The organism is Aeromonas sp. FL131, assembly GCF_049860615.1.
In the GTDB taxonomy this organism is placed as follows: Bacteria; Pseudomonadota; Gammaproteobacteria; order Enterobacterales; family Aeromonadaceae; genus Aeromonas; species Aeromonas hydrophila.
In genome coordinates this window covers 2,684,889-2,703,259 of sequence record NZ_CP187595.1, presented here as the reverse complement: position 1 = coordinate 2,703,259, position 18,371 = coordinate 2,684,889, and the positions used below count along the sequence as shown (strand labels likewise).

General features: G+C 55.4%; 14 protein-coding genes and 4 pseudogenes. 9 read left to right on the top strand and 9 right to left on the bottom strand.

The features are described 5' to 3' along the window. Positions 1-27 precede the first annotated feature (27 nt). From ACPW75_RS12460 to ACPW75_RS12450, 3 genes are all read right to left on the bottom strand, one after another. Complete coding sequence (locus tag ACPW75_RS12460) at positions 28-1,206, bottom strand: dicarboxylate/amino acid:cation symporter (protein ID WP_103828744.1); 1,179 nt, start codon at positions 1,204-1,206, stop codon at positions 28-30. A 195-nt stretch (positions 1,207-1,401) separates the two neighbouring features. Then, the gene (locus ACPW75_RS12455; RefSeq protein ID WP_077097871.1) at positions 1,402-1,995 is read right to left on the bottom strand and encodes a class I SAM-dependent methyltransferase; all 594 of its coding nucleotides are present in this window, start codon (positions 1,993-1,995) and stop codon (positions 1,402-1,404) included. A 164-nt stretch (positions 1,996-2,159) separates the two neighbouring features. After that, positions 2,160-2,801: a TetR family transcriptional regulator gene (locus ACPW75_RS12450; protein WP_077097873.1), complete on the bottom strand. Its 642-nt coding sequence runs from the start codon at positions 2,799-2,801 to the stop codon at positions 2,160-2,162. A gap of 143 nt (positions 2,802-2,944) precedes the next feature. On the opposite strand from ACPW75_RS12450, the gene ACPW75_RS12445 reads away from it, so the two are divergent. The 4 genes and pseudogenes from ACPW75_RS12445 to ACPW75_RS12430 form a co-directional block, all read left to right on the top strand. After that, on the top strand, positions 2,945-4,138 hold the full coding sequence (locus tag ACPW75_RS12445; protein ID WP_077097869.1) for an efflux RND transporter periplasmic adaptor subunit: 1,194 nt from the start codon (positions 2,945-2,947) through the stop codon (positions 4,136-4,138). Between the two features lie 17 nt (positions 4,139-4,155). After that, on the top strand, positions 4,156-7,305 hold the full coding sequence (locus ACPW75_RS12440) for an efflux RND transporter permease subunit (protein WP_077097867.1): 3,150 nt from the start codon (positions 4,156-4,158) through the stop codon (positions 7,303-7,305). Continuing rightward, entirely contained in the window at positions 7,298-8,704 is a 1,407-nt protein-coding gene (locus ACPW75_RS12435) for an efflux transporter outer membrane subunit (RefSeq protein ID WP_077097865.1), read from the top strand. Before ACPW75_RS12440 ends, ACPW75_RS12435 begins: the two co-directional genes overlap by 8 nt. Before the next feature lie 258 nt (positions 8,705-8,962). Continuing rightward, a pseudogene (locus tag ACPW75_RS12430) lies at positions 8,963-9,247 on the top strand (IS481 family transposase); the annotation flags it as partial. A 26-nt stretch (positions 9,248-9,273) separates the two neighbouring features. Here the strand turns inward: ACPW75_RS12430 and ACPW75_RS12425 are convergent. Both ACPW75_RS12425 and ACPW75_RS12420 read right to left on the bottom strand, forming a co-directional pair. Beyond that, complete coding sequence (locus ACPW75_RS12425; RefSeq protein WP_223936907.1) at positions 9,274-10,056, bottom strand: IS3 family transposase; 783 nt, start codon at positions 10,054-10,056, stop codon at positions 9,274-9,276. A gap of 35 nt (positions 10,057-10,091) precedes the next feature. After that, positions 10,092-10,406 carry a transposase gene (locus ACPW75_RS12420; protein WP_039026396.1) on the bottom strand — a complete coding sequence of 105 codons (315 nt, stop codon included), beginning with the start codon at positions 10,404-10,406 and terminating at the stop codon, positions 10,092-10,094. Positions 10,407-10,449: 43 nt separating this feature from the next. On the opposite strand from ACPW75_RS12420, the pseudogene ACPW75_RS12415 reads away from it, so the two are divergent. Further along, positions 10,450-10,975: pseudogene (locus ACPW75_RS12415) on the top strand (integrase core domain-containing protein); the annotation flags it as partial. Between the two features lie 87 nt (positions 10,976-11,062). Here ACPW75_RS12415 and ACPW75_RS12410 read toward each other — a convergent pair. Beyond that, positions 11,063-12,634: an H-NS family nucleoid-associated regulatory protein gene (locus tag ACPW75_RS12410; RefSeq protein ID WP_190284021.1), complete on the bottom strand. Its 1,572-nt coding sequence runs from the start codon at positions 12,632-12,634 to the stop codon at positions 11,063-11,065. Positions 12,635-13,037: 403 nt separating this feature from the next. Here ACPW75_RS12410 and ACPW75_RS12405 point away from each other — a divergent pair. Continuing rightward, positions 13,038-13,679: pseudogene (locus ACPW75_RS12405) on the top strand (IS5 family transposase); the annotation flags it as partial. A 1-nt stretch (position 13,680) separates the two neighbouring features. On the opposite strand, the pseudogene ACPW75_RS12400 reads toward ACPW75_RS12405, so the two are convergent. The 3 genes and pseudogenes from ACPW75_RS12400 to ACPW75_RS12390 form a co-directional block, all read right to left on the bottom strand. After that, a pseudogene (locus ACPW75_RS12400) lies at positions 13,681-14,625 on the bottom strand (IS481 family transposase); the annotation flags it as partial. A gap of 80 nt (positions 14,626-14,705) precedes the next feature. Next, positions 14,706-15,740, bottom strand: coding sequence for an IS630 family transposase (locus ACPW75_RS12395; protein WP_077098418.1), 1,035 nt, complete (start codon positions 15,738-15,740; stop codon positions 14,706-14,708). Between the two features lie 106 nt (positions 15,741-15,846). Further along, on the bottom strand, positions 15,847-16,794 hold the full coding sequence (locus ACPW75_RS12390) for an IS30-like element ISAeca1 family transposase (protein WP_012564931.1): 948 nt from the start codon (positions 16,792-16,794) through the stop codon (positions 15,847-15,849). Positions 16,795-17,256: 462 nt separating this feature from the next. Between ACPW75_RS12390 and ACPW75_RS12385 the strand changes: the two genes are divergently transcribed. The 3 genes from ACPW75_RS12385 to ACPW75_RS12375 all read left to right on the top strand — a co-directional run bounded on the left by ACPW75_RS12385 (position 17,257) and on the right by ACPW75_RS12375 (position 18,361). Next, entirely contained in the window at positions 17,257-17,412 is a 156-nt protein-coding gene (locus ACPW75_RS12385; protein ID WP_099993921.1) for a hypothetical protein, read from the top strand. Between the two features lie 28 nt (positions 17,413-17,440). After that, positions 17,441-17,665 (top strand): hypothetical protein, encoded by a 225-nt coding sequence (locus ACPW75_RS12380; RefSeq protein WP_143239044.1) that lies wholly within the window; start codon positions 17,441-17,443, stop codon positions 17,663-17,665. Between the two features lie 144 nt (positions 17,666-17,809). Further along, positions 17,810-18,361 (top strand): lecithin retinol acyltransferase family protein, encoded by a 552-nt coding sequence (locus tag ACPW75_RS12375; RefSeq protein ID WP_077098344.1) that lies wholly within the window; start codon positions 17,810-17,812, stop codon positions 18,359-18,361. The last annotated feature ends 10 nt before the right edge of the window (positions 18,362-18,371 follow it).

Sequence of the window (18,371 nt, the reverse complement as noted above, 5' to 3'; positions counted from 1 at the left end):
CTCCCGTTTTTTTATGCGCTTGCGCTATCAGGCGGCGTCTTGCTCGGCGCTGAGCGCTGGCTCGCCGCTCTGGGCGAAACGGTCGGCCCACAGGGCGATGACGCCGTCGCCGGTGACGTTGCAGGCGGTACCGAAGCTGTCCTGCGCCAGATAGAGGGCGATCATCAGGGCGATGGAGGCCTCACCGAACCCCAGCATGGAGGTGAGCAGGCCCAGTGCGGACATGACGCCACCACCCGGAGCACCCGGCGCGGCAATCATGATGACACCCAGCATCATGATGAAGGGCAGCATGGTGCCTATGCCCGGAATGGCCAGATGCTCGGAGAGGAACATCACCGCGGTGGCGCAGGTCACCAGGGTGATGGTGGAGCCACACAGGTGAATGGTGGCGCACAGCGGCACGGTGAAGTTGGCGATGCCATCGCTCACGCCGTTGTTCTTGCTGGCCTGCAGGGCGACCGGGATGGTGGCGGCGCTGGACATGGTACCCAGCGCGGTGAAGTAGGCCGGCAGCATGTTCTTGATGAGCTGGGCCGGGGAGCGGCCCAGGGCCAGACCGGTGCCGACGAACAGCACGGAGAGCCAGAGCCAGTGCATGACGATGGCCATCACCAGTACCACGCCGAAGGTCTTCAGGGTGGCGAATACGGTACCTTCCACCGTCATCTCGACGAAGACGCCGGCGATGTAGAACGGTAGCAGCGGGATGATCACCTTGGCCAGCAGGCGGTCGATGATGTCACGGCCCTGATCGGCGACCCGGCGCAGATCGGTGGCCTGGGTGGCGCTGATGCCGATGCCGAACACGAAGGCGGCGGCCAGCGCCGACATCACCCCGAACAGCGGCGGGATCTCCAGGTTGATGTAGGAGGCGAGCTTGATGGCGCTCTCGGCGGTGGGCTCGGCGGCGGTGGTCAGGCGTGGGATCAGGTTGCTGGCCACGGTAAAGGCGAACAGGCCCGCCAGTATGGTGGAGCAGTAGGAGAGGGCGACCGTCTTGCCCAGCAGCTTGCCGGAGTTCTTCGGCAGGCTGGCGATGCCGCTCATGATGAAAAACAGGATGATGAGCGGAATGGTGAAGGTGATCAGCTGACCTATGACTGTCTTGGCCGTAAACAGCACGCGTGCGACCCATTCCGGGGCGTAGAGACCGAGCAAGAGACCGGCGAGGATGCCGGCAACCAGTTTGAGGACAAGTTTCATAAGTAAATCCAGGTGTTAGTGTCTGATTTGTTATTTAATTTTGATTTTAATGCCGCTTTTTAACACAAAATCCGCATCATGTCTGTCGTGTGTGCGTTAATGTCGAGTTAAATATTGTTAAATGTGATCATGGTGGTGATAGTCACTGGCGAGGTGAGCGCGAGGTGCGGTGGGTGATTAATTTGGCGCGGCCCTTCAGGCGCGGATCAGCAGGGCGTGCAGCCAGCGGCCATCCGCCTGCTCGCTCTCCCAACACTGCTGCAGTTGCAGCGGCAGCGGGGCGATGAGCTGGCGCAGGCCATCCTCATCGAGCTGGGTTTGGGAGAGGAGCGCTTGGGCTGCGGGAGCACCAGGAGTGCTGCCGGTGGCAGCGAGCTGGCCACTGGGGTGAGGAAAGGCGCAGTAGAGCGGCCCGGCGGGCTTGAGCAGGCCGGCCAGATGGGCCAGCGCGTCGCTGAGTTCGTCTGGCGCGATCGCCGGCAAGGCTCCACGCGCCCAGATGCCGTCATAGGGCACCACGCTATGCAACTGCTCGATGCGGCAGACCCGCACCGGCTGGCCGCTGCGCCGCGAGGCGATCCTGGCCTGTGCCAGACGGGCATCGAAGGCCGTCACCACCAGACCCTGCTGGCGAAAGAAGCAGAGATCATCGCCTTCGCCGCAGCCCGCCTCCAGCAGGTGGGCGCCGGGGGGGAGCTGCTCCAGAAACGATTGGCGCGCCGCTGACCATGGGTCGGCTGAGAGCGTGGTAGCAGATGCTGGAGGGCAAGAGGGAGACGAACGGGACATGGCGGGCACCTTGGTTCGGGGGGCGCAACTCAATTTCGGGGGCGTGACTATAGCAAACTTGAACCAATTTGGCGCCGGGGCGCCAAAGGGATAATAGGAGGAGATGGAAGGGAGTGAGGGTTGTCTGCACCGGGCCAAGGCCGCCAGTGTTCGGCCTTGCTGGCTCAGGGGCGACGAGCGGCCGGGCCGGTTGGCAGGGCGATCAGGGCGAACAGGCTGTCCAGCAGGAAGTCGGCCTCCTGGCGCAGATCGATGCGCTCCGGAAAGTGCAGCCAGTTGATGATGTAGCCGTCCAGGGTGCAGTGCAGCAGGGTAGCGGCTCGCTGCAGGTCCAGCCCCTGCGGCAGTTGGCCGAGGCGTACCGAATTGCCCAGAGTGATCTCGAGATCCCGGAAGAAGTTGCTGGACTGGCTGCGCATGTGCTCGCGCAAGGAGATGGCTTCCCCCTCCAGCGACTCCAGGTTGAACATGATGGTGAACATCTGCTGATGGGCCGGGTTGGTGCAGATTTTGACCAGCACCTCCTTGAGGAAGGTGCGCAGCTTGCCGAGGGGGTCGGGCTCCAGCTCGGAGACGCAAGCATCGAGCTGGTGGGAGAGGGGTTGGCACAGCTCCTCCCAGAGGGAGACGAACAGCTCTTCCTTGTTCTTGAAATGCCAGTAAATGGCGCCCCGGGTCAGCTCGGCAGCCCTGGCGATGTCGGTCAGGCTGGTCTTGGCCAGGCCGTGTGAGCAGAACAGATCCAGGGCCGTACTCATGATGTGGCAGCGGGTCTGCTGTGCCTCTTCTTTGGTTCTTCTGGCCATCTCTGCGTGCACCTTGTAAAAGTAAAAAAAGTCACTTACATACATTTATGAATGTATGTATATTGCCTCATCTTTCCGATTTTACCAACCGGGTCCTATAAACCCTGTGGTTATTCATTGATAGACAGAGGCTCAGGTTCTCCATGCATAAACATATTCTCGCACGTTCAGTCGGCCTTGCGCTGCTGGCGAGCGGTCTGCTGACCGCTTGCGGCGAACAGGGCAGTGCCCAGCAGGGGCCCGGTGTGATGCCGCCGGCCGCGGTGGATGTCGTCACCCTGCACACGGCGCCGCTGCAGCTCACCACCGAGCTGACCGGTCGCAGCGCCCCGCTGCGGGTCGCCGAGGTACGCCCCCAGGTGAGCGGCATCATTCTCAAGCGTCTCTTTACCGAGGGCAGCGACGTCAAGGCCGGCCAGCTGCTGTACCAGATCGACCCCGCCGTTTATCAGGCCGCGGTGGCCAGTGCCAAGGCCAACCTGGCCAAGGCGCAGGCCAACGAGCAGAGCGCCCGCCTCAAGGCCAAGCGCTATGCCGAGCTGGTGAAGGTGAAGGCCATCAGCAGCCAGGAGTATGACGACGCCGATGCGGCCTGGAAGCAGCAGCTGGCCGAAATCGGTGCCGCCAAGGCGGCGCTGCAGACCGCCAACATCAACCTGGCCTACACCCGCATCACGGCGCCCATCAGCGGCCGCATCGGCAAGTCCGCGGTGACCGAGGGTGCACTGGTGACGGCCCAGCAGGCTGACAGCCTCACCTCCATCCAGCAGCTCGATCCCATGTATGTGGACGTGCGCCAGTCCACCGCCGATCTGCTGCGCCTCAAGCGCCAGGTGGCGGCCGGCAAGCTGACCCAGGACGAGCAGAAAGGTGCCCGGGTGAGCTTCCAGCTGGAAGATGGCTCCACCTACGGCGAAGAGGGCTCGCTGCAGTTCTCCGACGTGACCGTGGATGAGACCACCGGCATGGTGACCCTGCGGGTGATTGTCCCCAACCCTCATCAGCTGCTGCTGCCGGGCATGTTCATGCGTGCCACCCTGCAGGAGGGCGAGCGCGCCGAAGGGCTGCTGGTGCCGCAGACCGCGGTGACCCGTACCCCGAAAGGCGGCGCCACCGTGATGGTAGTGACGGCGGACAACAAGGTGGAGCTGCGTGAAGTGCAGCTGGGCCGCATCGTCGGCAGTGACTGGGTGGTGGAATCCGGTCTCAAGGCGGGCGAACGGGTGATCGTCGCCGGCCTGCAAAAGGTAAAACCCGGGGTCGTCGTGGCACCTGCTGAACAGAGTGCCGCTGCGCAGTCTGCCCATGCGCCGGCCAATGCCCCGGCCAACAAGTAGGATGGAGTAGTCGCCTCATGGCACGATTTTTCATAGACAGACCAATTTTCGCCTGGGTGATCGCCCTGGTGATCATGCTGGCGGGGAGCCTGGCCATCATCAAGCTGCCGGTCGCCCAGTACCCGAGCATTGCGCCGCCGGCGGTGGGCATTTCCGCCAGCTACCCGGGGGCTTCCGCCAAGACGGTGGAAGACTCGGTGACCCAGATCATCGAGCAGAACATGACCGGGCTGGATCACCTGCTCTACATGTCCTCCCAGTCGGACTCCTCCGGGCGGGTATCGGTCACCCTCACCTTCCAGCCGGGGACCGACCCCGACATCGCCCAGGTGCAGGTGCAGAACAAGCTGCAGCAAGCCATGTCGCTGTTGCCGCAAGAGGTGCAGCAGCAGGGGATCCGGGTCCAGAAGACCTCCAGCAGCTTCCTGATGGTGGCCGCCTTCATCTCCAAAGATGGCGCCATGACCAACGATGACCTGGCCGACTACGTGGTGGCCAACATCAAGGAGCCGCTCAGTCGTCTGGACGGTGTAGGGGACATCACCCTGTTCGGCAGCCAGTACTCCATGCGGGTCTGGCTCGATCCCAACAAGCTCAACCGGGTGCAGATGACCCCGGGTGACGTGCAGGCCGCCATCAAGGCGCAGAATGCCCAGGTGGCGTTCGGCAAGCTGGGCGGTACGCCTTCCGTGACCGATCAGCAGTTCACCGCCACCATCATGGGGCAGACCCGTCTCTCCAGCGTGGCCGAGTTCAACAATATCTTGCTGCGGGTGAATCAGGACGGCTCCAAGGTACGGCTGCAGGATGTGGCCCGGGTTGAGCTGGCGGGCGAAAACTACGACGCCGATGCGCTCTATAACGGCCAGTCCACCGCGGCTGTCGCCATCAAGCTGGCGACCGGTGCCAACGCGCTGGATACCGCCGAGAAGATCCGCGGCAAGCTGGATGAGCTCTCCGCCTACTTCCCGGCCAACATGGAAATCGTCTATCCGTACGACACCACGCCGTTCGTGAAGATCTCCATCGAGGAGGTGGCGCAGACCCTGATCGAGGCGATCTTCCTGGTGTTCTGCGTCATGTATCTGTTCCTGCAGAACTTCCGCGCCACCCTGATCCCGACCATAGCCGTGCCCGTGGTGCTGCTGGGGACCTTCGGCGTCATGTCGGCGTTTGGCTTCTCCATCAACACCCTGACCATGTTCGGTCTGGTGCTGGCCATAGGCCTGCTGGTGGATGACGCCATCGTGGTGGTGGAGAACGTGGAGCGGCTGATGAGCGAGGAGGATCTCTCCCCGCTGGAAGCGACCCGCAAGTCCATGACCCAGATCACGGGTGCCCTGGTGGGGATAGCCCTGGTGCTGTCCGCCGTGTTCGTGCCCATGGCCTTCTTCGGCGGCTCGACCGGTGCCATCTATCGCCAGTTCTCGCTCACCATAGTCTCGGCCATGGTGCTGTCGGTGCTGGTGGCCCTGATCCTGACCCCGGCGCTCTGCGCCACCCTGCTCAAGCCGATCAAGCACGGCGAGTTCGGTGCCCAGCGTGGCTTCTTCGGCTGGTTCAACCGGGCCTTTGATTCTGGTGCCAACCGCTACCAGAGCGGTGTGCGCAAGGTGATCAAGCAGGGCGCCCGCTACAGCATCATCTATGTCGCCATGTTGGCGGTGCTGGCCGTGCTGTTTATGCGCATGCCCACCTCCTTCCTGCCGGAAGAGGATCAGGGGGTCATCATGTCCATGGTGCAACTGCCGGTCGGTGCTACCAAGCAGCGCACCGAAGTGGTACTGGCGGACATGCGCGATTACTTCCTGAAAAACGAGAAGGACAACGTCGACTCAGTGCTGACGGTGGCGGGCTTCAGCTTCGCCGGTAGCGGCCAGAACAGCGGCATGGCGTTTATCAAGCTGAAAGACTGGAAAGAGCGCAGCAGCCCGGATCGCAGCGCCAATGCCATCATAGGCCGCGCCATGGGTTATCTGTTCAGCATCAAGGAAGCCCAGGTGTTCGCCTTCAACCTGCCTCCCATTCCTGAACTGGGCACGGCCACCGGCTTTGACTTCTACCTGCAAGATCGCGCAGGACTGGGTCATGACAAGCTGATGGCGGCGCGCAACCAGTTGCTTGGCATGGCGGCGCAGGATCCCAACCTGGTGCGGGTGCGCCCGAACGGGATGGAAGACACGCCCCAGCTCGATGTCAAGATCGACTACGAGAAGGCGCTGGCCCAGGGGCTCTCCATCAGCGACATCAACAGCACCCTCTCTACGGCCTGGGGCTCTTCTTACGTGAACGACTTCGTCGACCGGGGTCGGGTCAAGAAGGTCTACCTGCAGGCGGATGCCCCCTTCCGGATGAACCCGGAAGATCTCAAGCTGTGGTATGTGCGCAACAGCACAGGCCAGATGGTGCCCTTCTCCGCTTTTGCCAGCACTGAGTGGAGCTTCGGTTCGCCCCGTCTGGAACGCTATAACGGCGTCTCGGCGATGGAGATAGTGGGTGAAGCCGCGCCAGGCAAGAGTACCGGTGACGCCATGGCGGCCATCGAGCAGATAGTGAAGCAGTTGCCGGAAGGGATAGGTATCGAGTGGACCGGCCTCTCCTTGCAGGAGCGGCAAGCGGGTTCCCAGGCGCCGGCCTTGTACGCCATCTCCCTGCTGGTGGTGTTCCTCTGTCTGGCGGCGCTGTACGAGAGCTGGAGCATTCCCTTCTCCGTCATGCTGGTGGTACCGCTCGGAGTCTTGGGGGCCATATTGGCAGCGACCATGCGCGGGCTTGAGAACGACGTCTACTTCCAGGTGGGCTTGCTCACCACCATAGGATTGTCGGCCAAGAACGCGATACTTATCGTCGAGTTTGCCAAGGAGCTGTACGACAAGGGAATGGGCCTGGGTGAAGCCGTGGTGGAGGCTGCGCGTCTGCGTCTGCGTCCCATCCTGATGACCTCCCTCGCCTTTATCCTGGGTGTACTGCCGCTGGTCATCAGCTCGGGTGCCGGTGCCAGCAGTCGTAACGCCATCGGGACCGGTGTGATGGGGGGGATGATCAGTGCGACCGTGCTGGCCATCTTCTTCGTGCCGCTGTTCTTCGTGCTGGTGACTCGCCACTTCACCAAGCACAATTCACAGGAAGAGCAGGCTGCGCTTGCCAAGGAGACCCATCATGACTAAGACGCTGGTCGCCTTGAGCGTGACACTGCTGCTGGGGGCCTGTTCCATGGCCCCCGACTATCAAAGACCTGAATTGCCCCAAGGCGCCTCCTGGCAGAGCAATGAGACAGCAGGGGAGGCGGCCGTCTCCCCCTGGCAGCAACAGTTCCTCGACCCGACGTTGCAAAGGCTCATCGACACCGCACTGGAGAACAACCGGGATCTGCGGATCGCGGCGCTCAATGTCGAGGCGTATGAAGCCAGGTACCGTATTCAGCGGGCGGCGCAACTGCCGACCCTGGCAGCGAACGGCTCGGGCACCCGCCAGCAGGGATCCGACGATCTCAGCAGCACGGGGCAGGGAGCCATCAGCAGCCAGTACGATGCCAATCTCGGCATCACCGCCTATGAGCTGGACCTGTTTGGCCGGATCCAGAGCCTCAAAGATCAGGCTCTGGAGACCTACCTTGCCGAGATTGAGACCCGGCGCAGCACCCAGATTGCACTGATAGCGTCGGTGGCCAATGCCTATCTCACCTTGCTGGCGGATCAGGAGTTGCTGGCGCTGAGCGAGGCGACCCTGTTGACCGAGCAGGAAAGTTATGGCCTGACCGAGCACAAGTACCGCCTGGGCGCGGCCTCAGAGATGGAGCTTGCCCAGGGGCGTACCGCACTGGAAAGCGCCCGGGTCAGCCTGGCCCAGTACCAACGCCAGGTGAAGCAGGATCGCAATGGTCTGGCACTGCTCCTTGGCACCCAGGTTCCTGTGCTGGACAGCCAGCCGGTGACCCTGGCCGAGGTAAAATTGGCGGCGATCCCGGTGGGCGCGCCTTCGAGCTTGCTGCAACAGCGCCCGGATATTCTGGCTGCCGAGCACAGTCTGAAGGCGGCCAATGCCAATATAGGCGCGGCGCGCGCCGCCTTCTTCCCCTCCATCTCGCTCACCGCGACGGCGGGGACGGCCAGCAACCAGCTGAGCGGCCTGTTTGACGGAGGAACCGGCACCTGGTCGTTTATCCCCCAGATCAACCTGCCCATCTTCGACGGTGGGAAACGTATCGCCGATCTTGATGTGGCTGAAGTGAGTACCCGGCAGGCGGTGGCGAGCTACGAGAAGAGCATCCAGACCGCCTTCAAGGAGGTTGCGGATACCCTCGGTGCCCAGGCGGACTATCAGCAGCAGTTGCAGGCACAGCAGGCTCTGGTCGAAGCCAACCAGACCTATTTCAAGCTGGCGGAGTTCCGTTATGAGCAAGGTGTGGACAGTTACCTGACCCGACTCGATGCCCAGCGTTCGTTGTTCAGTGCCAAGCAGGGCCTGATCAGCACCCGTCTGGCCCAGGTGACCAACCAAGTGGCGCTCTACAAGGCCATAGGTGGTGGTTGGCAAGAGCCCAAAGAGGAGAGGCCGGCCAGCTAGCGCGGGCAGGAGGAACTCAACGGTGTACCGTCGGTGCCGACCAGCACGGGGCGAACCACTTGGTTCGCCCTATTTTTTCACTCTGAGACGAACTGGGCCTGTTTAGTGAATGGAAAACCATAATTTGTATGAAGATGGTATTCACCTGACAGTTGTCCACAAAAGGGGTGGTCATACGGCTTCAAACCGGTATCCACACGGTGTTATTTGGAGTCGCTGTAGACCGGCAACGAGAAAGGAGTACTTCGTAAACTCAGCCTGCAAGAACTCGCCAAAGAGCTCAATAACGTCAGCAAAGCCTAGAACTTCATCGGCTACAGCCGCCAGCAGTTCTACTCGATCCGCTGATCAGACCTATGGCGCCGAGGGCTTGCTCGACAAACTGCCTGGCTGCAAAGGGGCTTATCCCAACCTGGTCGTTCCCGAGATTGAACAGGTCATCCTCGATTACTCGCTCACCATGCCGACCCATCGCCCGCTGCAGGTCGCGCAAAAACTGGCCCTGCAGGCATCAACGTCTGTGCGGGCGTTGTGCGTGGCGTTGTAATGACCCAGCCGTTCCTGCACAACTAAGCGGCTTCGGCATAGGCCTGCGCCGGTGTTTTCATCTTTAGCGCCTGGTGAGGACGCTTCTGGTTGTAAAACTGGATCCAGTCGCCAATCACCCGACTGGCATGCTGCAAGGTCTCGAACCTCTGCCGATGGGCACACTGCTCCTTGAGCGTTCTGATCACCCGCTCGACCATGCCGTTTTGTTCCGGCGTGTACGGCGTGATGAACTCCTGCTGCAACCCATAGCTCTTCACCAGTGCTGTGTAGTTGCGGCTGGTAAACACCAACCCATTGTCGCTACGTAACAAAAACGGCGATGCAACTCGTCCCAAGCTGCCGAAGCGAGCAATTAAGGCTTGCTCCAGCGCTGCCTCGGCCGTTTTCGATTTACCACTGCGCGAGAGATGCCATCCCAGTAGTTCACGGGTATGGCAATCAATCACCAGCGCCAAGGAACACCAGCCATCGCGACCAGCCCAGATCCGGCATAGGTCCGTCGCCCAGCGTTGGTTGGGCGCTGAGGCCACCGAAGGCAGGGCCTGGATCCGGGGGCGAAACCCAACCGGACGCTTGCGAACTTGCCAGCCCTTGAGCTGGAAGATGCGCTGTACCGTGTTCTTGTTGAACCCCAACAGGGCTGCAACCGTCCGGTAACCGAACGATGGGTTCTCCTCAATCATGTTTTTGATCGGGGTGACCAGATGCTCCTGAAGCTTGGGCGCGGCCTTGACGCTGCGGTAGTACCAACTACGACGCGGCAGGCCAAACCAGCGGCAGAGCTTGCTGACGGAGACATCAATACCTTCTGCGCGTAATCCCTGCTGAACATCGGCGACTATCTGTCGTCCTCGCCCAGCAGGGAGGCCAGCTTTTTTCTGGCGCGTAACTCCAGCATGGCCTCGCCATAAGCTTCCTGGAGTTCCTTGAGCTGCTTCTCGTACTGCTCGCGAATATCCAGTGGCTTGGCCCGTAAGGCGTTTTCCATGCCCCGTTTGGCGTCATCTACCCATTCTTCAATCTCGGAGGGCGGCAAATCAAAGGCTCGAGCCGCTTCGGCGACGGTGGTCTTGCCCTGAATGATTTCCATGACCAAGGCGGACTTGCGCTTGGCCGTCCAACGTTTGATTTCTTCGTCCATCGTGATGCTCATGTCTGTGATCTCCACTCATTATGACCTGAGCAGGATTTCAGTGGGTCATTACAGCGTGTGGCAACGTCACGACTCGCTCTCCAAACACGACCGCTTGCTGCGTCTCGAGAAAACCCATCGGGAGCAGACGATTGAGCTCAATGATGAGCAAATTCGCCTGCTAGAACGCTTCAGCACCGAGTTTCGTGCGCCAGATTGAGGTCTACTACACCGGGGAGTTGGTGGCGGTCGATACCTTCTTCGTGTGGGCACCCTGACCATCATCCCTACGAGCTGTGCCTGCAACTGGAGGGGATTGAGCACCGGACAACCAAGGTGTGCAAGCCGCAGAGCAACGGGTTTATCGAACGGCTGCACCGCACTTTACTAGATGAATACTTCCGCATCAAAGGCGGACAACTTGGTATGAGTCGGTGGAGCAGGTACAGGCAGACCTGGATAGTTACCTGAAGCACTACAACACCCTGCGACTACATCAAGGTAGGATGATGGAAGAATAAATTTCCTACAGCATGTTCAAAAAGGGTCTGAAATTGATTCCGAAGGAAGTACGCACTAAAGTAGCGTAAACAAGACACCAGTTTGAGGCCGGTGTCAGGTGATAATTAGAGCTTTGAGCATTATGGACATCACTTTATTTGTAAGGCTTTATTTACCTAGATAAGAAATTCCTCCAGCTTGTGACCCTTTTCGATTTGCTGTACTAAGAACGTAGGCATTCGTCCCCTTCCATTCCAAGTATACTCTTCCCCATTTTTAATGAAACGATATATCGGGGGACGAGGTACCTGCTTCGATTTAGAACGTTCAATAACTACAACGCTACTATTTATTTTTTCAGAATCGTCAAATCCTTCCTTAGCTAACACATCTGTAAGCCTAAAATTTGTTCTTTGAACTGCAGTGAAGGATGATTTCTTTTGTTCAAGGTTTCTTTTTTTGCCTCCCTTACCAAAGGATCGGAGTTTTTCACCACTAGATAGTTTGGTATTTACATTTGCCAATATATCCTGAATGAATAAGTCATCAATGTCTTTAATTATTTTTTCCTGAAGATCTTTTTTAGTTAAATCGATACTGTTATACATGCTGTTTAAGATAAATACATCTCCATTGCAAACCCGTGCTCTCCATAGTTCACCTATACTTGAAATAATTTCATCTTGTTTTTTAAAATCAGACTTCAAGAACAGGATGACATGCATGAAGTGGCCTCTTACCATGCAATAGTCCATCTTCCATATATACCCATTTACGTACATCATTACTGGGTTTGTGTCTCCCCCTCTAAATACTACTTCCCTGCCAGATATTAGAGCATTTAGCCTGTTGTCTCTACTTTTTGACGCAGAAAAATTACTTTTTTTAATTTTCTCATCGAACTCTAAGTCGTAGTTAATATCGAGGGGGAAATTAAATCCTAGGCAAATTCTAATAGCGTGCGTGCTGTTTTCTATCATGTTGGCTGCGTATTTTCTGACAGAGGATAAATTGGCTTGAACATTAGCAAGTCTCTTTATTACTGCTTTTTTATAGTCATTGCCATTAAATCTATGATTTATTTTATTGATCGAGGAAGCAATGTGCTCTATCGTGTAAAGCTCTTTTAAATCTGATATACCTTCTATATTTAAAGACTTTTCTAATGACATTGACTTTATTGTTTCAATAAAGTATGGGACCGATGGGTGAACGTCAAAGTTATTTATGAAATCGTCCTCCAACATAAGAGATTGTGTTAGGTAAAATAGATCTGAAATTATTTTTTGTTTTATTGTATTTTTCTCTTTATCGCTGTAGGTGGGAAGTGGGTTTCTTATTTTTAATAAGATGTAAGGGTTTTCTTGGTTTTCTTGGTTTTCTTGGTTTTCTTGGTTTTCGAGTCTATTGTGTTTATTGAATTTTCTTCCAATGCTGGGTTTTACATAAAAGTTATATTCTCTCAATGAAGAGATAAAAACCAATAGGCAATATATTTTTTCAAAAAACTCATAATCATAGGACAGAACTGGTATATTGCCTTCAATGACATCGTTTGAGCTATTTTGTGATATGGATGCATTACAATTTTCCGCATGCTCTTCTCTTTCTTTATTTTCATCTAACTCTTCTTTGATGAAGGCTCCGCTAACATATGTTCTCATTTTTTTCGCGGCGTTAACCCACTCGATATCGTAGTCATATATTGCATAAGGCCTTACATTGTAAGCGTTGGACTCAGACTGCATTTTACTTCTCCGGTCTATATTAAAAAATAGGTTCAATGACTACTGATGAATTCCATCTCATTTATTTTAAAGGGATGGCTATCATAGATTGATAGTTATAGAATTCATTTGGCTGTACTCGTACAATTTTTTCATTTTCACTGGGATTATTCTTCATTGCGTGATTATTGATATCAACTGTTTTAAACAGAAACAAAAATCATGGCAAATTGCATTCTTTTCTGGATGGTAACACAATGAAATCAGCATTAAAACTTAAATTAACATGATTAAAACTTAAAATAATTTCATTAAAAGTTAAAGTTATATGATTTGAGAGGCGTTTCCCAAATCAGAGTGACCTGAATTGAACTTATGGTGGAGACGGTGATCTGATCACCAAATCCCTTTTCAAATCAGCATCATGGGCAAGTCGCTTCACGCCATACCCAACTGGTCACAGTACAACCGTTCCCTGGTCAAACGCGGCTCGCTAACGTTCTGGGTTGATGAGCATGTCGTTCATAACTGGTTCCATCAAGAACATCATGGCCGACGGGGACGAAGCTCCCTCTACACCGACCAGACCATCTGTACCTTTCTCATGCTCAAGGGCATTTTCAACCTCTCCCTGCGGGCGACACAGGGCCTGCTCGACTCGCTGTTTGAGCTGATGAATGTGCCGCTGTGTGCCCCCGACTACATAGCTGTGTCAGCAAGCGCGCCAGCACCGTGAAGGTGGCATACCGCCAGCCACCCAAGGGCAAGGTTACCGATTTGGTTATCGATTCCACCGGCTTGAAAGTGTTTGGCGAGGGCGAATGGAAGGTCAGAAAGCATGGCCATGACAAGCGCCGGGTCTGGCGCAAATTGCATCTGGCGGTGGACCCGGTGACCCAAGACATCGTGGCAGCCGAGGCCTCGTATTCCGCCGCGCAAGAATGCCGGTTTATGGGAAAAGGGGCATCCACGTAATGAAGCGGTTCTGGTGATACGCAAGGAGGGGCTGACTCACTGGAAGCAGCAGTCCGGGTATCATCGGCGCTCATTGGCCGAGACGGCGATGTGAGGTGGTGCGGTTGAAGCTTGAAACGATCCGGTGTTTTAATCCAGGCATCGCAGATAGTTTTAAACGGGGTTCTCCATCTCAGGGCTTTTAGATGCTTCGCGAAGTTGTAAGCAGTGATAAAGGCCCGCACATGGGCCTTCAATGCATCGAAGTCTGGATAGTGAAAAGACTTTATTGTGGCGTCTTTCACCGTTCGGTTCATTCGTTCGGCCTGCCCATTGGTCCATGGATGATATGGCTTGGTCAGTTTGTGCTTTATGCCATGTTGACGGCAAACCCGATCAAAAACGTGCCCAACGAGACGGTTGGTTGGGCCATTCCTGTATCTTGCCTGCTCTGTGAAGGCGATACCGTTGTCTGTGAGGACGGTATGAATGGTGTATGGGTAGACCGCCACAACTTCCTCAAGAAATGCAGCTCCATTTTGCTTGGTCGGCGCATCAAAGAACGCCACGTGGGTAAATTTGGTGACACGATCAATGGCCAAAAACATGTGTTGCTTGCCTTCCTCCAGACGTAACTCGCAACTGTCGATATGCAAGTAACCCATTTCTGTCGGTTCAAACTGTCCACGTTGGTTTTTGTTCTGTTGCTGATTGGGTCGCTTGCTAATGCCATGTCGTATAAGACAGCGATGAAGGGCACTGCGAGTTAGTTGCGGGAGGGCTTCGCGCAAATGCCCCAACAAGTCGTCCAGAGGCAGAAGGGTTCGTCGCCTGAACTCCACGACCATTTCCTCTTCCTCCTTTGACAGATGAGCACATCTGGGGTTGGTCGGCCCCATCGGCTTGTCAGTGGTGGTGGTTCGAGAGCGCCATTTAGCGACGGTCTTGACGTTCAATCCGTATCGAGCGGCAAGTTTGCGCGTCGACTCTTTCGACGCTTGGAGCTCGGCTCGAATTCTCGGTGTTGTGCGGGCTGAGCCATGAAGACCTGCTGCCAAAGTGCATCCTCCTGATAAGAGTCCAATAATGCACCATGACTCTCTGGGACTGAACACCTAAATAACTGATCCTAATAGTGCTACACCTTTGCTGTGCCATAGCCATTCCCCGGGAAAGGAGACACGGTATCCATGAAGTGTTTCACTCGAGCCAGCAGGTTGGCCATCCCTCTACATTGATGATTGCGCGTGATGGTTTCATGCAACTTGTGCCACAGCCGTTCTATGTGATTAACCCAAGGACTGTAAACTGGCTGGAATACCAGGCAGAACTTGGGGTTTTTCTTCAACCATCGCTCGGTCTGTTTGCTTTTGTGAATGATGTAGTTATCGAGGATCAGCGTGATGGTTTTGGCTCGTCGGTAGTGGCGACGCAGCTTTTCCAGCATGGCGATAAACAGGGATGAGTTTTTCTTTATCCCACTGACGTAAAGCACTCTTCCGTTGCCTGCATGGAGAACGCCTGCCAGGTAATGTTTCGCGTTCTGTCCCGGTGTGACAACCCGCTTTTGCTGCGTTCTGAACATCCAGTCGGCCCCTAATTTGGGATTGAGGTCTATATCGACTTCATCCTCATAAAACACCGGATTATCGGCATCACAGCGGGCCAGCGCAGCGTCGATATCCGCCATTTTCTCCTGATAGGCTGGGTCTTTTATCCGCAAGGTCAGCACGGGCCTTCGCCAGACAATGCCCATACGCGGTAACCATCGACGGAGCGTGGAGGCTGCCATATTGAGGCCTGTTAACCGATTGATTTTGATAGCCAATAGTTCGGTACACCAGCGGCTGCGCTGATAACCAAAATCTTGCGGAGAAAACTGCATGAGCAGCACCAGTAAAGTGACAATCTTGGCGACAGGTAAGACTGGGGCACGGCCAGCCGGCAAGGCTTCTAGAGCCCCCAGGCCTTCATCCCGATACCACCGAAGAAGCCAACGGCCGATGGTCGAGCGAGCAGCGCCGGTAAGGTGATGAACATCGGTGACCGTACGTCCTTCATGTAACAGCAAGATGGCCATCAAGCGACGAGCATGCCCTTTATCACGCGTGGAATGGATGATTTTGTGAATGCGGCGCCGTTGTGACCGTGGCAGGGGTGGTAGGATAGGCATCAACTCAGTCCTTTGGGTGTGGCTTGTTTTGTTTGGCGACTAATGAGATCGCACAAACTGGACTGAGTCGCGAATTCAACTTCGAAGTGCAATTCCCGATTAAAAATCAGGCTGCTTTCAGAAGTTCGTCAAAAACCACCTGTGGCTGTTTAAATCCCAAGCATTTGCGCGGCCTGAAGTTCAGCCGCTTTTCGACGGCTGACAGTGCCTCTGCTGTCACCACACTCAAATCACTGCCTTTGGGCACATATTGCCGCAGCAGACCATTGCTATTCTCATTCTGTCCCCGTTCCCATGCACTGTATGGATGCGCAAAGTACACCTGCGCTTCCAGCTCTGCTGCAACACGTTCATGTTCGACAAACTCGCTACCATTGTCAGCTGTGATGGTATGGACATGTGCCTGGTAGGGTTTCAGCATGCTGATAATGGTGTCCGCCACCGCGCTGGCTGTTTTGCTGGGAACGTATTGAACCAGGTAGAGCCGGCTCTTACGCTCCAACAGACTCACTATTGCACCGCTGCCTTGCTTACCCAACACGGTATCGACTTCCCAATCTCCCACACGGCTCCGCTCATTGACTATCGCAGGGCGTTCATCAATCGATACCGGATTGGGAATGACACTGCGTTTGCTGTTCTTACCCTTGCGATAGCGTTTGTGACCCTGACGCAGATGCCGGTATAGCGTGCCACCGTTGGCCTTGTCGCGTGCCACATAGCGGTATATCCACTCGTGGCTAACCGGGCAGTTAATCATGTCTCCAACGCCACTGATTTGCTCGGGACTCCAGTCCGCGACCAGCGCCATGCAAACAAAGTCGATGGTATCAGACGGGACAGTACGCTTCTGACTCGTCAGCCGTCGTGCCGTGGCAAGTTGGTGAGCCTGCTGCGGCTGATAGGCCTGCCCAGCACAATTACGACGAAGCTCACGACTGATAGTCGATGGATGAACCCCGAGCTGTTTGGCAATGCGGGCCTGTGACAGGCCATGGTCACGGAGGCAGGCAATCTGGTATCGTAGCCCCTCGGTCAACTGCTGGTATTTCATGGTGTATCGCTTTGTTTCTTTGGCGAGAAGAAGCGTACCCTAACTGGTAGTTGACCGCCTCTCTCCTATGCACCATGGGCATTGCACTTATTATCTGAATTCACGGTTCCCTTCCTCCAGTGATCTACTATTCGGAACAGCTATTTAGTCTGATTGAAAAGGATCTCAGATAGATATCATCAGGAGACAACAAGTAAAAATCGTCACAAACCACCTTGGGAGATACATTGCGGCCTCTCAAGTTATCGGCATCAGTAAGTCATCGGTGCACACAGTGAGCCATTAAAGGGCAAGTTGTGCTATCAGCTTATCAACTACCTCCAACACTAGCGCCCTGTCAGCTGTATCGAGTTTGGCCAACTGTTCGTCAACTGACTGCACCTATGTTACCCCGCTCACTCGATAAGCTTACCCTATCGGCCAGGCTTTCTTTTGCCATATATAAATTACAGGAGATTCTTCATGCCATTAATCCTGATCTGGTGTGGACTTGCTTTACTACTGGGATTTGTTGCCTCTGGTAACGGACGTTCATTCTGGGGTTGGTTCATTCTCGGACTGATTATCGATCCGATATTGGCTGGATTACTTTACTGGCTGATTACTAAAGACAACTGATATGACGCATCATCTAATGTAGATGATTATGATCAGACTATTAATAAAATGGGTTGGTAATATGGGACTTTTGAAAACGCTTGCAACCATCAATGGCAATAGCTTGGGTGGCATTATTATTAAATTCATTTATAACGTTCCGAAGATGAGCGACACGATGGTTATTGATGTTGTTTCGGGGAAAAAGTGGGCCCCTGAATTCATCAAACTGTTAGCCACCAAAGAAGGGGGGCGGCGTTCTCTCAAGATGTGATGCGCCTCGCTTTTCACCAAGGAAAGTGTAAAGCCTCCTCTGACTTACAGGGCATCACGACCTATCTCATCCTCTAAGGGGCGCCATCATGGTGCCCCTTTTGTTTATGCGGTTCACCATTATCATTACAGCAAGGGATCTACCATGACAGTACTACAATCCGGGGACCACCTCGTTTCCCCCCGCACCGGTTACCAGCACCACGGTCTCTATCTTGGGGACCATCTGGTCATCCACTACAAAGGCTTCAGTGCCGGAGTACATTCCGGTCAGATAGCCATCACCACGCTTGCCGAGTTTAGCGAGGGGCAGGGTTACCGTATCCTGCTTCATAGTGCACGTGCCTATAACCGGAAGGAGAGCATCGACCGAGCCTACTCTCGGCTTGGAGAGGCGCACTACAGCATGCTCTTTAACAACTGTGAGCACTTCGTTCTCTGGTGCATCGAGGGATTTCACTATAGCAAGCAGATTAACCAGCTCATCACCACTGGCTTTATCGCACATCAGGCTCTTCGCACAGTGGATAATCGATCCTCTTATGCAACATTGTCAGAAATCACCTCGGGTACGTTACAGCGCCAGCCAGCGACCGCCGCAGTCGGTTTGTTACTGGGTATCACAGCTACCTCGCTGGCTGATCCCCTAGCAGCTACCTACGGTCTCTACCGCGCTTGGCGCTGGTTCAGGGATTAATGCACCCTAC

Excerpts from the sequence above, each read along its gene's own strand:
- ACPW75_RS12460 (WP_103828744.1), bottom strand. The coding sequence starts at position 1,206 with ATGAAACTTGTCCTCAAACTGGTTGCCGGCATCCTCGCCGGTCTCTTG.
- ACPW75_RS12455 (WP_077097871.1), bottom strand. The coding sequence starts at position 1,995 with ATGTCCCGTTCGTCTCCCTCTTGCCCTCCAGCATCTGCTACCACGCTC.
- ACPW75_RS12450 (WP_077097873.1), bottom strand. The coding sequence starts at position 2,801 with ATGGCCAGAAGAACCAAAGAAGAGGCACAGCAGACCCGCTGCCACATC.
- ACPW75_RS12445 (WP_077097869.1), top strand. The coding sequence starts at position 2,945 with ATGCATAAACATATTCTCGCACGTTCAGTCGGCCTTGCGCTGCTGGCG.
- ACPW75_RS12440 (WP_077097867.1), top strand. The coding sequence starts at position 4,156 with ATGGCACGATTTTTCATAGACAGACCAATTTTCGCCTGGGTGATCGCC.
- ACPW75_RS12435 (WP_077097865.1), top strand. The coding sequence starts at position 7,298 with ATGACTAAGACGCTGGTCGCCTTGAGCGTGACACTGCTGCTGGGGGCC.
- ACPW75_RS12420 (WP_039026396.1), bottom strand. The coding sequence starts at position 10,406 with ATGAGCATCACGATGGACGAAGAAATCAAACGTTGGACGGCCAAGCGC.
- ACPW75_RS12410 (WP_190284021.1), bottom strand. The coding sequence starts at position 12,634 with ATGCAGTCTGAGTCCAACGCTTACAATGTAAGGCCTTATGCAATATAT.
- ACPW75_RS12395 (WP_077098418.1), bottom strand. The coding sequence starts at position 15,740 with ATGCCTATCCTACCACCCCTGCCACGGTCACAACGGCGCCGCATTCAC.
- ACPW75_RS12390 (WP_012564931.1), bottom strand. The coding sequence starts at position 16,794 with ATGAAATACCAGCAGTTGACCGAGGGGCTACGATACCAGATTGCCTGC.
- ACPW75_RS12385 (WP_099993921.1), top strand. The coding sequence starts at position 17,257 with ATGCCATTAATCCTGATCTGGTGTGGACTTGCTTTACTACTGGGATTT.
- ACPW75_RS12380 (WP_143239044.1), top strand. The coding sequence starts at position 17,441 with ATGATCAGACTATTAATAAAATGGGTTGGTAATATGGGACTTTTGAAA.
- ACPW75_RS12375 (WP_077098344.1), top strand. The coding sequence starts at position 17,810 with ATGACAGTACTACAATCCGGGGACCACCTCGTTTCCCCCCGCACCGGT.